Origin of the sequence: Veillonella sp. CHU732 (genome assembly GCF_003992085.1) — a bacterium.
Taxonomy (GTDB): Bacteria; Bacillota; Negativicutes; order Veillonellales; family Veillonellaceae; genus F0422.
Window position 1 is genome coordinate 25,349 of sequence record NZ_RQVC01000013.1, and the last position, 14,838, is coordinate 40,186.

Below are 14,838 nucleotides of genomic sequence, written 5' to 3' on the forward strand. Positions count from 1 at the left end.
CAGTTTTCTATGATACGTATTATTTTCCTATAGAACATGTATGTAATCTGTGGTACTATGATAACTGAATACACTAAAGGAGGTATCTATGCAACAAACCAATAAAAAAGGTCTCATCACCGCTTTAAGTTGCTATTTTATTTGGGGACTTTTACCCATCTACTGGGGTCTTCTCCACCATATATCAGCCTATAGCGTACTGGCACACCGCATTATATGGTCTGCCCTCTTTATGTCCTTTGTGGCTATCGGACTAAATTACCAGCAATTTAAGAAAGATTGCCTGCATTTAAGACAGAATATATCTCAATTGGGTCTACTATTTCTAGCTTCTATCTTCGTATCTAGTAATTGGGGCTTATACATCTGGGCTATCTCCAATAACCGCGTTATGGATACTAGCTTTGGCTATTACATCAATCCGTTACTAAATGTAGTATTAGGGGTATTGGTATTTAAAGAAAAGCTAACATTTCCGCAGTGGTGTAGTGTAGGCTTAGCTACCATCGGCATCATCTTCATTTCTCTACAAATGGGAAGCACCCCTGATTTAGCACTTGCCATTGCCTTAACCTTTGGTCTTTACGGCCTAGTGAAGAAAAAACTATTGATTCATCCTTTTACAAGCATCGCTTTTGAAGCTTGGCTTGTAGCCCCTTTAGCACTAGCATACACGACGTATATCGACGCTAGTTCTTGGACAGCATTTCAAAATGATTCTTATACAGCTGCACTATTCGTAATCTCTGGTCTAACCACCTCGGCACCACTCGTTTTATTTACCTATGGAGCGCGATTATTACCCTTAAACCTGTTAGGATTTCTGCAATACCTATCGCCCACCATCGCTTTACTTATTGCCATCTTCTATTTCGGTGAAAGCTTCGATACCAATAAAATGATTGCCTTTTCTTTCATTTGGGTAGCCCTTGGAATCTATACAGCATCCAATTACACTAAATAAATACAAAACAGCCTGTGCATCATTTGCGCAGGCTATTTTTATAGCATGACCTCCGTATATTGTCTCAATTCATCTTCCATATCTAGTTCTACTGCATATTTAGACAGTTTTAATAAATTTATATCGTTACTAAAAAAATATGAACGTATTACTTCTCTGAAAACTTGTGCATCAACTCGCTTTTTATCACGAATTATGTCAAGTACCGTTCTTTCCTTATCATATGTTATGATAAGATGCCCAAAAGGGCTCAATTGTTCTACTTTCCCAACACTAAACTGATCCTTATTTACATATTTAAAGTTAATATTGTCTTTTACCTTCGATACTCGACTAACATTATCTCCAACCATAACAGTCATAACAAAATTATTAGGTACTTTTGTCGTTAAACCATGTAAATAAGCAGCTGTCTCATGTGAAAAAGCTCCTTTTCTTATACGATGTGAGAAATATAAATACTCGTCAATATTCTCATGGGGAAATGCATATAATCCTGTCGCTACTTTTTCCAATGTATTATCTAGCACTAATGCTTTTAACGTATCTTTATGAAAACCTAAATCTAAAACTTCTTTTGTTGTAATCACTCCACAATTATCTTCTATTGTTTTCAATAGTCTTTCTTTTTTATCCATATATCTACCACCTTTTTATTCTTAAATTTTATATCTTATAAGAATAATAGTCAAATTAATGATTATTGATATTCTTATCTGCAACAGATTTTATCATTAAAAATCACATTCTAAACTTCTTACAAAATCATTTCCTTTCTTGCAAAACTTTTATAATTCTGTATCCCTAGCAACTGAAAATTATTTTTATTTACTGTATACTAAATACATAAAAGGAATTGACTCCCCTGAGAGTACGCTCCCTATACTTTATTACGCTAGACCTATGGTATCTATATTTGTAGCAATGTCTGCATTCTTTCAGCCAACACAAGACGATACCATAGCAATGATTATACTAATAGTAAACACAGAAAGGACTCGCACATGGACACAATGAAACAAGCTCTTGGGCTTACAGGCAATGACAGAATGGAAATTATGATCGATATTAAAGACCGCTTTCTCGGTGGCACCTTAGATTTAGAAACAGCTCGTACGTTATTGAAAGAAAAAATCGGAACTTGTACACCTGATGAATTTGCTTATGGCGAGCAACAATTAAAAGGTTCTTATACTGACGAAGAAATCACCCATCGTATGGATGACTTATTAGAATTATTTGATGGTATTTTAATTCGTGCGAACAATGAATATCCTGAACATCATCCATTAACAGTGTATCTAAATGAAATCAACGCCATGGAACAACAGTTAACAGAAATGGAAGCTCTGTTACAAGCACCTCACTTCATTCTCAACCCTTGGCTTGGTGTATATGATGCCCTCACTACTTGGCGCATCCATTTGGCTCGCAAACAAAATCAATTATATCCAGTCCTAGAGCGTTACGGTTTCGATCGCCCTACGAAAATCATGTGGACTTTTGATGACGCTGTTCGTGATGCCATCTCTGAAAGTAAACAACTGCTAGAATCTGGACATGAGTCTGAATTTTTAGCAAAACAAGCAGACGTCATCGATATTATCCGTGACCTCAATAACAAAGAAAAAGAAGTACTAATCCCAACAGCATGGAAGTTATTACAAGACAGTGACTTCATTACTATGAGCCAAGGTGATCATGAAATTGGGTTTGCTTTCATCGCCCCTCCTCCATTTTATAAAGGCCGTCCTGATGCGGAACCTAAGAATCTTGGAGAGGCATCTGTAAATGTGGGTCATATAACAGCACAACATAATCATGCTGATGTAGAAAATCATGAAAACACCCAATTAGGTGGTACTGGTAACCCTACCGCTCTTTTACAAGAGTTAGCACAATTAGTGGGCAAGTATGGCATTAACGGAAGCCCTGAACAAACGCATGACCTAGCTGTGGGCTCCTTGACAATTGAACAAATTAAATTAATCTTCAAATTCTTACCTGTAGATATTACTTTTGTAGACGAAAATGACTTAGTTCGTTTCTATAATGATACAAAGCACCGCATCTTCCCTCGCAGCTCTAATATCATCGGTCGCATCGTACAAAACTGCCATCCAAAGAAAAGTCTACCTTTAGTACAAGAAATTATCGATTCTTTCAAAGCTGGTAGACAAGATTACGCTGAAATGTGGATTAACAAGCCGGACCTATTCATTCATATCGAATACATCGCCGTGCGCAATGAAGAAGGTCAATTTAAAGGTATTTTAGAAATGGTTCAAGATTGCACGCATATTCGTAGCTTAAGCGGTTCTCGGAAAGAACTTATTTGGGAAGGTTCTAATTCTGCGTACCATGCCGTAGACCACATCGATTACAAACATGTACGCCAAGAGGATAGTACAACTAACTCAACTGAACAAGGTACGGTGCCAGAAAGCACACCACAATCTACGGTCTATGAAAATGATCTAGGTTTAACAGGAGATACCAAACTATTCCCTCTATTTGATATAATCCCTGGTCTAAAAGATCACATGATTCATATCAATCCAAACTTTAAAATGCTAAATTCTCCACTTGCTAAATTAATGAAACATAAAGCTACTTTATCCATGGTGGCAGAACGTGGTGAGATGACATTAGATGCATTAATCCAAGCTATTTTAGCTTTCAAATATAAGAATCAATAGTATATTGGGGACTGTAACAACATATACATTTTTACATGTTGCTACAGCCCCACTTATTAAAAATATAAAAGTAGAGGAAAGTTGATGCTGTTTGTTCAACTTTCCTCTATTGTATTGGTAGGCTATTTTGTTACAGCCCATTGTATTCTTACACCTATTCTTTTCAAATACCACTATACAATTCGCCGACGGACCTATGTATTGTATAAACGTTAAAAAGACAGACACAGTTTTACTGCAAAACTATGTCTGTCTTTTTTATTACTCAATCTCTTTATTTTTAATTTTTTCCAAGAATATTTCGATCCGTTTTACCGCTTCTTTGATATTCTGCAAGGAATTAGAATAGGCTACACGAACAAATCCTTCTCCACAGTCGCCAAAGGCATTACCAGGAACAACGGCAATACGTTGATCATAGAGTAGTTTTTCACAAAACTCTTCCGATGTCATGCCTGTGCTCTTAATGGACGGGAATACATAGAATGCCCCTTCTGGCTCGAATGTATGAAGCCCCATACGATTGAAAGCACTCACCAACAAGCGACGACGCATATCGTATTCTTCACGCATGTATTGAATATCTTTGTCTCCATTTTTTAAAGCCTCAATAGCTGCATATTGAGACATAGACGGCGCACTCATAATACCATATTGATGCATTTTCGTCATCTGCGCAATAATCGGTGCTGGACCTGTGGCAAACCCAAGGCGCCAACCCGTCATGGCATAGGCTTTGGAAAATCCATTAATTAAGATTGTTCGCTCTTGCATACCTGGTATAGATGCAATGGATACATGTGGTTCATCACCATAGGTAAGTTCACTGTATAACTCATCGGATAGAATGAACAAATCATGCTTGATAACCACTTCTGCAATCGCTTCCAAGTGCTCACGGCGTAATACCGCCCCTGTTGGATTATTAGGGAATGGTAATACTAACAGCTTCGTCTTTTCTGTCACAGCCTCTTCAATCGCCTCTGGAGTCAAACGAAACTCATCTTCTTCTTTCGTAATAATCTGCACTGGCTTTGCATTACACAATTCTGCTAATGGAGTGTAACACACAAAGCTCGGCACAGGAATCAACACTTCATCCCCTGGGTTGAGTAAGGTACGACAGGTTAAGTCAATGGCCTCCGAACCGCCTACGGTTACAATCACTTCCGTAGTTGGGTCATAAGACACATGATACTTTCGTTCTAACCAGTTAGAAATTTCTTCCCGTAATTCCATAAAACCACGATTAGGAGAATACCAAGTTTTCCCCTTTTCTAATGTGTTAATCCCTTCTTCACGTATATGATAGGGCGTAGCAAAATCTGGTTCACCAATACTAAGGGAGATAACATTATCTAATTCGTTAGCAATTTCAAAAAAACGACGAATCCCCGATGGTTTCACAGCTTTGATTTCAGAATTTAAATAGTTGTCATAATTAATCATCGAATACATTTCTCCGATCTTCACGAACTCCACCCGTGTGGAACACAATATTGTTATCTTTATAACGTGTTAAGATAAAGTTTGTTGTCGTGGACAACACCGAATCTAATGTAGATAGACGACGAGATACGAATAATGCAATATCACGCATGCTCGCCCCTTCCACGATAACCGTTAAATCATAGCTACCAGACATAAGGTACACACCTTGTACTTCTGGAAATTCCATAATTCGTTCTGCTACTTTATCAAAACCTTGATCTGGAGCAGGAGTCACACCTAATTGGATAAGAGCAGTAGATTTGTTTTGGTCTACTTGTTCCCAATCAATGACTGCTTGGTACCGTTTAATAATACCAGACTCCTCGAAGGCTTGAATACGACTTGCCACATGTGCCTCTTCACTGTTAAGCATAATGGCGAGGTCGGCAGCCGACATAGAGGCGTCCTCATCTAATAAACGTAATAAACGATGATCCAATGTGTCTAATTGTACTGTCATAAGGGAGACTCCTTTCTTATGATTCACATCTATGTTTTATAAACGATAGCATTGTACATATATTCTCAATGCTTATCTTTTTATTATAGTCAGTTTCTCTGAAAGTCGCAATACGTTATGTTACACCTACACAATTTAATTACAAGATAGTCTGCTCAAAACAAATCTATACTGATAATCGGACTAGAGACACAACGCATTCCCTCATATAAATATTTCTTTTATACCAGTTTCTAACTTCATGGATAGTTACACTCTAAAAAAATTTTATATCCTCTCTTTCCTTTCCTTATTTTCTGAAGTGTACGAAATTGATTTATATAATACGCTCATATCCCTATTCTTGTATACTCGTTTCTCCTGTTTACCTATTTGTAGATTGTTAACTTAGTTAAGATCTATAGAAAATATTTATATAACCTTTACAAGATTCGCATTTAGGTATATTCTATAGAACGTATTACAAAAGGAGGAGTTATCCATGAATGCCCAATCGATACAAAATCAAGAAGAAACACTTTTTAATTCTGGATTCATTAGTATTACTATCATTAATTTTATTGTCTTTTTAGTATACTACTGCTTTGTGGTTATCACAGCAAGCTACGCTACAAAAGAACTTCATTCTACAGTTGCCGAAGCAGGCTTTGCTACTGGTATTTATATTATTGGCACCTTATTCGCTCGCCTTATCATGGGACAACGCTTAGAACTTATCGGCCGTAAAGAGGTACTTCGGTACGGAGCAATTTTTTATTTCCTCACTACCCTTGCGTATCTCATTGCCAAAGATATTCTAATCTTAGATGCAGTCCGTTTCCTAAACGGTTTTGCTTACGGTACTGTATCCACCGCAGCCAATGCGGTAGTCACTGCTTACATTCCGAAATCGAAAGATGGAGAAGGTATCAATTATTATGGCCTTAGCACTAGCTTAGCAGCGGCTATTGGCCCTTTCATCGGCATGATTTTATTACCTGCCGTTGGTTTTACGTGGATTATTTATCTCGCCGTCCTATTATCTATCGGTGTTGCCATCGCTTGTTTACGATTCCCTGTACAAAATTTAGTACTATCCTCTACGGAAGCAGCCTCCATGACATCTTGGTCTATGAAGAATTTCATTGAACCACGTGTAGCCTTCATCGCCTTTCTTGGATTCCTAATGGGCTTAGCCTATTCTAGCGTACTCGGTTTCCTTTCTATCTTTACCCATGAAATCGGTCTCATTACAGCAGGAGCCTTCTTCTTTGTGGTCTATGCCCTTGTGATTACCGTGACCCGTCCTATTGCAGGTCGTATCTTCGATGAACGCGGTGAAAATGCTGTCATGTACCCTAGCTATGTATGTTTAACGATTGGTCTTTTACTCATCGCTTATAGTTCAAATGCAGCGTTACTACTCATCGCTGGTGCCTTTGTCGGCTTAGGCTATGGTACCTTTATGTCTAACGGACAAGCTATTTGCTTGAAAGCCGTAGAACCTGCCAAAATTGGGGTGGCTCTTTCCACCTATTTCATCGGTTTAGATCTTGGATTAGGCGTCGGACCTTATACATTAGGAATCTTACATGGCTTACTATCCTACAGCGGAATCTATATTGTATCTGCCATCATTCCAGTTATCGTATTGATACTTTATGCCATCTACTATAAACCTGTAAAAAAAGAAGCGATTTACGAAGAAGAAATTCCTCAGCATCAATAAGCCTATAGATATAAAAAAGTGCTCTATACCTTATGCTATGACATACATATGCATATCGGTATAGGGCACTTTAATATTATCCTTTTCTTACAAATACACGAATTTTATTCGTCCTATCAATCAAATTAGTATCATTACACCAAAATTTTAAAGTATCATAGCCAATATATGTATCTACATAAACTGTCTTCTCATTACTATAGATTATGGTTCCTAACTCATCATAACAGTTTACGATAAACGCTAAATTACAATTAAATTTTCCATTCATGATTTCAAGTAAAATATAAAAGAATTGTGTGCTTCCTTTATTGACTTCTTGTATTCCATAGGACTGTACATCAATTTGAAAAAACTGAAATGTTTTTTCATTGATTTCAATAGCATTATATAATCGATCAACATCATTAACTGTATTCATAGTCCCTCCCTAAGCACACTCATTATATGATACTTACATTATAATCCATTTAAACATAAAAAAATAGACCAACCGAAGTTGGTCTAAATGGTGCCGAGGACCGGAATCGAACCGGTACGGTTATCTCTAACCGACGGATTTTAAGTCCGTTGCGTCTGCCTGTTCCGCCACCCCGGCATGGGTGGAATGTTGTGGAGGCGGCACCCAGAATCGAACTGGGGAATAAAGGTTTTGCAGACCTCTGCCTTACCGCTTGGCTATGCCGCCAAAAAAGTGGAGCGGAAAACGAGATTCGAACTCGCGACCCCCGCCTTGGCAAGGCGGTGCTCTACCGCTGAGCTATTTCCGCAAATGGTGCCTCAGGGCAGAATCGAACTGCCGACACACGGATTTTCAGTCCGTTGCTCTACCGACTGAGCTACCGAGGCAAGTAGTGGCGACCCCGATCGGATTTGAACCGACGATCTTCGCCGTGACAGGGCGACATGTTAACCGCTACACCACGGGGCCAATTGACTACTTTGTTAGTATACCCTATTTCATTTCTTTCGTCAACTATTTTTTATATTTTTTTATAAAGAGTTTGTATTTCTTTGAAAGCTTATCTGGGACCTACACAATAACCTCAATAATAGCCTTGTTCTTGCTACTAGTTTCTCTAACTCAAGGTGCTAGTAAATATGGATTCGTTACTAATTCATGGCCCAATGTAGTACTCGTACCATGACCAGGGTATACTACATAGGCTGGATTGAATGTTTTTATTTTTTCTAATGTTGCTTTCATAGCCACAGGATTTCCATTATAGGTATTCACTTTGCCTACGGTACCCTTAAATAATGTATCTCCTGTAAACAAAATATGTTGATATCCAATACACACACTACCTGCACTATGCCCCGGCACTTCCCATACGTTCAGAGAAAAGGGCCCTATTTGTAAAGATCCCTCTTCCAACGCAATATATGGAGAAGTAAATCGTTCTTTGTATCCCGATGGCATTCGCCGTTTCACTAGCAATAGTTCTTCATCCTTAGGATGCATGTATACAGGGATATGATACGCCTCTACTAAGGCATCCACAGCGCATATATGATCTGCATGACCATGGGTCAACACAATACCTACCGGCACCACGTCCTGTAATTCTTTCATAATACGTTGACCGTGAAAGCCTGGATCAATAATAAGGGCGTATCCATTTTCTTTCAGAATATAACAATTTGTTTTATACAAGCCTTGAGGCGTTCTTACGATGTCCATCGAATCGTCCATATCCTTTCCCTGTTTTTGCAAAATATCCTCGCCAAAAACCTGGGTGTAATAATACTAATAAAGTGAATAGTTCTAATCGCCCTAACAGCATATCGATGATACAAACAACTTTAGCCAATGGAGACAGAATGGTTAATGTTTCCGTAGGTCCTAAGCTGCCAAATGCAAGCCCTACATTTCCTAAGGTGCCAGTCACAATCCCTAATACATCTCCAATCGGTAGCCCCGTTGTAGATATCAACACAGAGGAAATACCAAAGATTAAGAGATAGAAAAAGAAAAACTGTTGCGTCATATGTAACCACTTAGTAGGTAGTACATGTCCATTTAATCGCACCATTTGTACCATATCTGGATGAATGGCTTTACGCAAATGTAGGATACTACTTTTTGCTAAGATAATAATTCGAATAATCTTTATACCACCTGTGGTGGATCCACTACAGCCCCCAAAGAATGTCCCCATGAATAGTACCATCTGTGCTAAGCTAGGCCATTGATTATAATCCACAATGGCAAACCCCGTACCTGTTTGCATAGATACTAATGTAAATAAGGAATTTTGAATATGAGATATATCCAATCCCCCCGCTTCCCAGCTGAGCGCTACCAATACTAATACTGATCCAATACAGAGGGTCATCAAATACATACGATATTCAAAATCCCGCCAAATTTCTTGTATCCCCTTTTGCCAAACAGATTGATACACCGCAAAGTTTCCTCCTGCTAATACCATAAATACCAATAATATGATACATACAATAGGTGCATCTGCATAAGCAAAGGTCCCTCCCGTCATAGGGGCCAATCCCCCCGTGGCAACGGTAGCAAATGTTAGGTTAATCGCTTTAAAATAATCTACTCCTGCCAACCACAGCAATGATGAACAAACTATAGTAAATACCATATAGGTACGCAACAAATTTCCCGCAATGGAACGAATTCTAGGTAATACAATGCCAGGTCTTGGTACAGAGGCTTCCGCTTCAAAAAAATGAGCTGCATCAGCCCCCAAATTACGAAGGAACGCTAAGACTAAGACAATCATTCCCATGCCACCAATCCAATTCGTAAGGCCGCGCCATAAAATGAAAGTTCTAGGCAATGAACTGACATCATCAATCATAGTTGCTCCCGTTGTCGTAATCCCTGATACAGCTTCAAAAAGTGCATCTACAAAGCTCGTGAATACACCACTAAAGTAAAAGGGCAAGGCTGAAAATATAGCTGCAAATAACCAGCTTGAACTGACCACCAAGAAACCATCTCGCAAGCTATAGGAGTCTGTATCTGTTCCATAATAATACAATACGCCCCCTAATACACCAGACAGTGCGCTAGCTACAAGGAATGAATAGTATCCTATACCTTCATCTAAGATACCAAAGAAAAAAGGAACTAATATGAAGAGAGCTAGTGTAATCAATACTTGCCCCACTACTCGCATAATATTTTGAATGCGCATGAAATCCTCCTTTCTTTCATCATACTTCCTTATCCGCCTACATAGGTAAGGAGTTTATTAACATATTCTGGCAATGTAAAGATAACAATATGGTCACCTTCCACTAATTGCGTATCTCCTTTTGGCACAATTGTACGATTATCTCGCACCACAGCACCCACTAAAGATTTACCAGGGAATTTTAAATCTTTTAAGTATTGATTCATTAAATTTGAACGATTAGTAATGCTAATCTCAATAGCTTCTGCTTTGGAACCTTCAAAGGTGGAAATATTAATTAAATTTTCTCCTTCTCGGATGAGTCTCAAAATTTGACCTGATGTTAATAATCGTGGGGAGAATACCACATCGATACCTACTTGTTCCATTAACGTAATATATTCTAAGCGACCGACACGGACAAATGTTTTAGGAACCCCTAAATGTTTCGCTAACAGTGCTACCAATAGATTTAGTTTATCATCATCTGTTAAGCAAATGATCACATCGTTGTCACTAATCTCTTCTGCCTGTAATAAGTCAACATCGGTACCATCTCCATGTATGACAATGGATCGACTCACTAGAGCAGCTAGTTGTTCACAACGATCTAAATCCTTTTCAATAACCTTCACATCATATCCATCAGCTTCTAATAGTAAGGTAAGATTCCTCCCTATAAGACCTGCACCAATGATAACAACCCGTTGTGTAGGACGACTTACTTCATTCAACCATACTTCCACCTTATCGATGCTTTCCTTCGCCCCTAGAAAGAATACATTATCTAGATATTCCAAGGTACTTTCACCATGAGGAATAATCATTTCGCCACCACGCATAATCCCAACTATAAGCACATTAGGGGGTAATTCCAATTTTCGCAAGGGTATTCCCGTCACATGTAAATTGTTGCGAATCTTAAACTCCACTAACCGTACAGCGCCACTAGCAAAGTCTTCTACATCTAAGGCAGCTGGTGTTTTTAAAACTTTGTAAATTTCTTGCGCTGTTACCATTTCTGGATTAATGAAAAGATCAATGCCCAAACGGTCACGAATCACCGCATTCGTACCATTTTCATATTCTGTATCACGAACTCGTGCAATCGTCTTGGGAATCCCTGCTGCCTTGCCAAGCATACAAGCTAACATGTTGACCTCATCAGAATCCGTTACCGCAATGAGCATGCCCATATCTGCGATGCCAATTTCCTGTAATAGTGAAATACTGCTGCCATTACCTTGTACCAAGTTCACATCTAAATTATTTTCTAAATTTTTTATGCGATCTCCGTTTTTTTCAATGACATATACATTATGTTGGTCTTGCGCTAATCGCTGTGCCAAGGAGTAGCCTACTTTACCCGCACCTACTACCACAATTTTCATGACATCCTCCCTATTTTGTTTCCTCTACAGTAGCAGATTGTTCATCCGCCTCTAGTAAAGTGGCTTGCCCTTTCTCTGTTAATAGGGTCCATCCATCTTCTTGCACAATGAATCCTGCTTTCATCAGATGTCCTAAGGCACGTTTAAAAGCGGCCTTGCTGATGTTGAATTTATCTTTAATGATAGGTGCCGACGTACTATCACCATAAGGCATACGTCCATGACGACTGCCTAAATAGGTCATAATTTTTGCACCATCCGTAGCCAATGCCTCTTCTTTGACAGGGCGCATAGAAATATTGATACGTCCATCATCACGCTTAAAAGTAATGCGACCTTCAATAAGCTCTCCTACTTTTAGTGGCTTTGTCATTTCACTACGATGCATGAAAGCAATCCATCGCTCTGGGGTAATCAAAAAGGCCCCTTCGCTAGTCATGTTGTAAATAGCACCTTTCACCATACCTCCAATTTTAGCATCGTTAGCCGGTTTTGAGGCGCGACGCATAGCATCATCCACATCCATGGATACCGCTAAACGACCAGATTTATCACTATAGAGGCGAACCCACACTTTTTCACCATTTTGAGGGCGCCCACGCATTTCTGCATGAGGCATAAAAATCCCCCGTTCAGTTCCCACCTCTACGAAGCAGCCAAAGTTTGTTGTATTGATGACCTCAACATAACCAATTTGACCTTCCTTCATAGCGGGTAAACGCATACTCGCTGTCAATCGTCCTTTGGGATCTTTGTATAGAAATACTGTTACTTCATCGCCAATCGCAACATCACTAGTTTGTTGGTCTTTATGCAACAAAATATCGTCATTTGTATTCCCTGTTTGACCATCTAAAAAAGACCCTTGATCACTTTGACGCAATACCTTTAGTGTAGCAATAGTATTTTCAGATAAAGTACTAGCCATATTAGACTCCTTCAAAGGATTCTCTCGGTGCATCCTTCCACAATTCTTCTAAGCCATAGAAATGGCGGTATTCACCTGTAAATACATGGGCAATGACATCACCAAAATCAAGTAAGATCCAATCTCCTTCACGATATCCTTCACGATGTAATACAGTCATGCCTTGTTCTGCGCCTGCATCTTCAATGGCATCTGCCACACTTTGTGCATGTTTCACATTGTTTGCTGTAACCACCAAAAAATAATCGCCTAACATGGTAAGACCTTCCATATCCATAATGGAAATATCTTCACCTTTTTTATCAAAGCCAGCTTGTGCTAAGATGTTTACCGTTCCTAAAATATCTTGTTTCTGTTTCATTCTAACTCCTTATCTTGTTGTAGGGCTTCCCGGTTCTGTTTTCTCCTTCGTACCCTCTGTTTCTTTATCCTTCGATTGTTTTCCAGATTCTTTAGCAGCATCCGTGGAACCATCTTTTGAAGTATCTCCAATCACAGGAATTACCTCTGCATCACTTGGAATATCTCCTACCGTTATACCTACTAATTGTTGTAACTCTACTGGTTCTACATTCCAGTAGTCCACATGGTCTATCGTTTCTGGTGAACCTGGTAAAATATACCAACGCACTTTACCTTTCGGGAACTCAATCACTTTCGTCACGAAGCGAACTCCATCCCAAGTACTCACATTGGTACTAATATGGCTCCATTGTCGCCACACGCGAAAAGCTGTTCCCAAACTAACATGATTACGTTCTCGTTCCCACATAGATTTTAGCAATCGCTCTTGATGCATAGTCCGTGCTAGTGTATCCCCTTCATGATTGATGAATCGCATATATCCAAAGGCTGTATCATCAGTCAAATCCTGATACCCCTGATGAATATTGATATCTACCTCACCAGATGCTGCATCTTGATGTACCATCGATTGCTCTACATATAAACTAGGAGCGCCAAAAATATTCATCATAGAGTGGAAACTATCTTGATCCACTACTGCATAATAAGGGATGACAATATGGAACATATCTTCCACGACTGCCTTCGTCAATTCAATTCCACCTTGTGCATAGATATCATTAATTCGTTGCGGAGCCTCATTATGACGGTTAATAATTTTACTATTACTTGGGATACCAATAATCTGCATAGTTTTGGCATCTAAATTGAAAGCCACAACATACAGCGCATCTGCTTGTTGTGGTTGACTTTTATCGACACCTACAACCAGCATATAGGAGGTCTTAATAGATCTCATATCGATAGGCGTTGTATTCGTCACAACCGGCAAGGGATGCGATTCTTGGCCAGTAGTAGGCTGTGATACGGAACTTACTGCACTACGTATACCCCAGACTACCACTCCTACGATCGCTATGAGGACGATGAGGGCGCCTATAATTCGACCCCAACGCAGTCCATTTCGACGTGGTTTGCGTCGTATCTTTTGATCCATTTATACCTCCGACCTTTCTAACAATACACTATTTCTACCTTGAATCGTATCCACATGTATACTTAACCCTTGGTCTAACAAATGACGTATCGTTCCATCATAGGCTTGAACAACAGCGGCATTCAAATCTTGAAATGCCAACGTCCGTAATTCTTCCACGCCTGGAAAGTCACGATTCGGCTCAATATAATCTGCTAAAAAAATAATCTTATCCAATACACTCATGTGGGTACTGCCTAATGTATGAACACGAATAGCTTCACAAATTGATTCATCTTGGATATGCAGCTCTAATTTCGCATAGGCAGCACCTGCTGGTCCATGCAATAAAGCACCATTACTAAGCATTTCCTTATCCACTGGTATCTGCGCTTGCTGCACCATATCTTGCATAGCTTCTAAGGAACATTCTTTCATAGCATCATGCAATAATGCTGCCATTTCTGCTTGATCTACCCGCACCCCATAGTGGTTTGCTAATCGTTTTGCCATATCCACCACCCCTAGTGTGTGGGCAAATCGTTTTGGTGAAAGTCGACCTTCCACAATATGCTGTATTCTTTCTATTGTCATTGTATCCTTCACTAGCCTA

The 14,838-nt window shown here is 39.2% G+C and carries 14 protein-coding genes and 5 tRNA genes; 3 read left to right on the forward strand and 16 right to left on the reverse strand.

Translation table 11 applies throughout. From position 1 onward, the window contains the following. Nucleotides 1–88 precede the first annotated feature (88 nt). Nucleotides 89–964, forward strand: coding sequence for an EamA family transporter RarD (gene rarD, locus EO121_RS06680; protein ID WP_127166936.1), 876 nt, complete (start codon nt 89–91; stop codon nt 962–964). Between the two features lie 38 nt (nt 965–1,002). On the opposite strand, the gene EO121_RS06685 is transcribed toward rarD, so the two are convergent. Further along, nucleotides 1,003–1,602, reverse strand: a complete 600-nt coding sequence (locus EO121_RS06685; RefSeq protein ID WP_127166938.1) for an abortive infection protein — start codon at nt 1,600–1,602, stop codon at nt 1,003–1,005. A gap of 366 nt (nt 1,603–1,968) precedes the next feature. Between EO121_RS06685 and EO121_RS06690 the strand changes: the two genes are divergently transcribed. Continuing rightward, nucleotides 1,969–3,663: a DUF438 domain-containing protein gene (locus EO121_RS06690; protein WP_126941097.1), complete on the forward strand. Its 1,695-nt coding sequence runs from the start codon at nt 1,969–1,971 to the stop codon at nt 3,661–3,663. A 261-nt stretch (nt 3,664–3,924) separates the two neighbouring features. Here the strand turns inward: EO121_RS06690 and EO121_RS06695 are convergent, their stop codons facing one another. Both EO121_RS06695 and EO121_RS06700 read right to left on the reverse strand, forming a co-directional pair. Continuing rightward, nucleotides 3,925–5,136, reverse strand: coding sequence for a pyridoxal phosphate-dependent aminotransferase (locus tag EO121_RS06695; RefSeq protein WP_370447219.1), 1,212 nt, complete (start codon nt 5,134–5,136; stop codon nt 3,925–3,927). After that, nucleotides 5,105–5,614, reverse strand: coding sequence for an Lrp/AsnC family transcriptional regulator (locus tag EO121_RS06700; RefSeq protein ID WP_062403287.1), 510 nt, complete (start codon nt 5,612–5,614; stop codon nt 5,105–5,107). The genes EO121_RS06695 and EO121_RS06700 overlap by 32 nt, the downstream gene beginning before the upstream one ends. 481 nt (nt 5,615–6,095) lie before the next feature. On the opposite strand from EO121_RS06700, the gene EO121_RS06705 reads away from it, so the two are divergent. After that, complete coding sequence (locus EO121_RS06705; RefSeq protein ID WP_127166940.1) at nt 6,096–7,322, forward strand: MFS transporter; 1,227 nt, start codon at nt 6,096–6,098, stop codon at nt 7,320–7,322. A gap of 76 nt (nt 7,323–7,398) precedes the next feature. Here EO121_RS06705 and EO121_RS06710 read toward each other — a convergent pair whose 3' ends face one another. The 13 genes from EO121_RS06710 to yqeK all read right to left on the reverse strand — a co-directional run bounded on the left by EO121_RS06710 (nt 7,399) and on the right by yqeK (nt 14,819). Continuing rightward, nucleotides 7,399–7,743 (reverse strand): hypothetical protein, encoded by a 345-nt coding sequence (locus EO121_RS06710; protein ID WP_127160751.1) that lies wholly within the window; start codon nt 7,741–7,743, stop codon nt 7,399–7,401. Nucleotides 7,744–7,831: 88 nt separating this feature from the next. Further along, a tRNA-Leu gene (locus tag EO121_RS06715) sits at nt 7,832–7,920 on the reverse strand. Between the two features lie 15 nt (nt 7,921–7,935). Then, a tRNA-Cys gene (locus tag EO121_RS06720) sits at nt 7,936–8,010 on the reverse strand. 7 nt (nt 8,011–8,017) lie between these two features. After that, nucleotides 8,018–8,092, reverse strand: a tRNA-Gly gene (locus EO121_RS06725). Nucleotides 8,093–8,095: 3 nt separating this feature from the next. Next, nucleotides 8,096–8,171 (reverse strand) — tRNA-Phe (locus tag EO121_RS06730). 6 nt (nt 8,172–8,177) lie between these two features. Beyond that, nucleotides 8,178–8,253 (reverse strand) — tRNA-Asp (locus tag EO121_RS06735). A gap of 153 nt (nt 8,254–8,406) precedes the next feature. Beyond that, on the reverse strand, nt 8,407–9,006 hold the full coding sequence (locus tag EO121_RS06740; protein ID WP_127166942.1) for an MBL fold metallo-hydrolase: 600 nt from the start codon (nt 9,004–9,006) through the stop codon (nt 8,407–8,409). After that, on the reverse strand, nt 8,972–10,486 hold the full coding sequence (locus EO121_RS06745) for a TrkH family potassium uptake protein (protein WP_127166944.1): 1,515 nt from the start codon (nt 10,484–10,486) through the stop codon (nt 8,972–8,974). The genes EO121_RS06740 and EO121_RS06745 overlap by 35 nt, the downstream gene beginning before the upstream one ends. Nucleotides 10,487–10,515: 29 nt before the next feature. Then, a complete protein-coding gene (gene trkA / locus EO121_RS06750; protein WP_127166946.1) occupies nt 10,516–11,856 on the reverse strand; it encodes a Trk system potassium transporter TrkA in 1,341 nt (446 codons plus the stop codon). 10 nt (nt 11,857–11,866) lie between these two features. Then, complete coding sequence (locus tag EO121_RS06755) at nt 11,867–12,784, reverse strand: S1 RNA-binding domain-containing protein (RefSeq protein WP_127160748.1); 918 nt, start codon at nt 12,782–12,784, stop codon at nt 11,867–11,869. 1 nt (nt 12,785) lies between these two features. Beyond that, the gene (gene rsfS / locus EO121_RS06760) at nt 12,786–13,145 is read right to left on the reverse strand and encodes a ribosome silencing factor (RefSeq protein ID WP_127160747.1); all 360 of its coding nucleotides are present in this window, start codon (nt 13,143–13,145) and stop codon (nt 12,786–12,788) included. Between the two features lie 9 nt (nt 13,146–13,154). Next, the gene (locus EO121_RS06765) at nt 13,155–14,246 is read right to left on the reverse strand and encodes an LCP family protein (RefSeq protein ID WP_127166948.1); all 1,092 of its coding nucleotides are present in this window, start codon (nt 14,244–14,246) and stop codon (nt 13,155–13,157) included. Next, nucleotides 14,247–14,819, reverse strand: coding sequence for a bis(5'-nucleosyl)-tetraphosphatase (symmetrical) YqeK (yqeK, locus tag EO121_RS06770; RefSeq protein ID WP_127166950.1), 573 nt, complete (start codon nt 14,817–14,819; stop codon nt 14,247–14,249). Between the last annotated feature and the right edge of the window lie 19 nt (nt 14,820–14,838).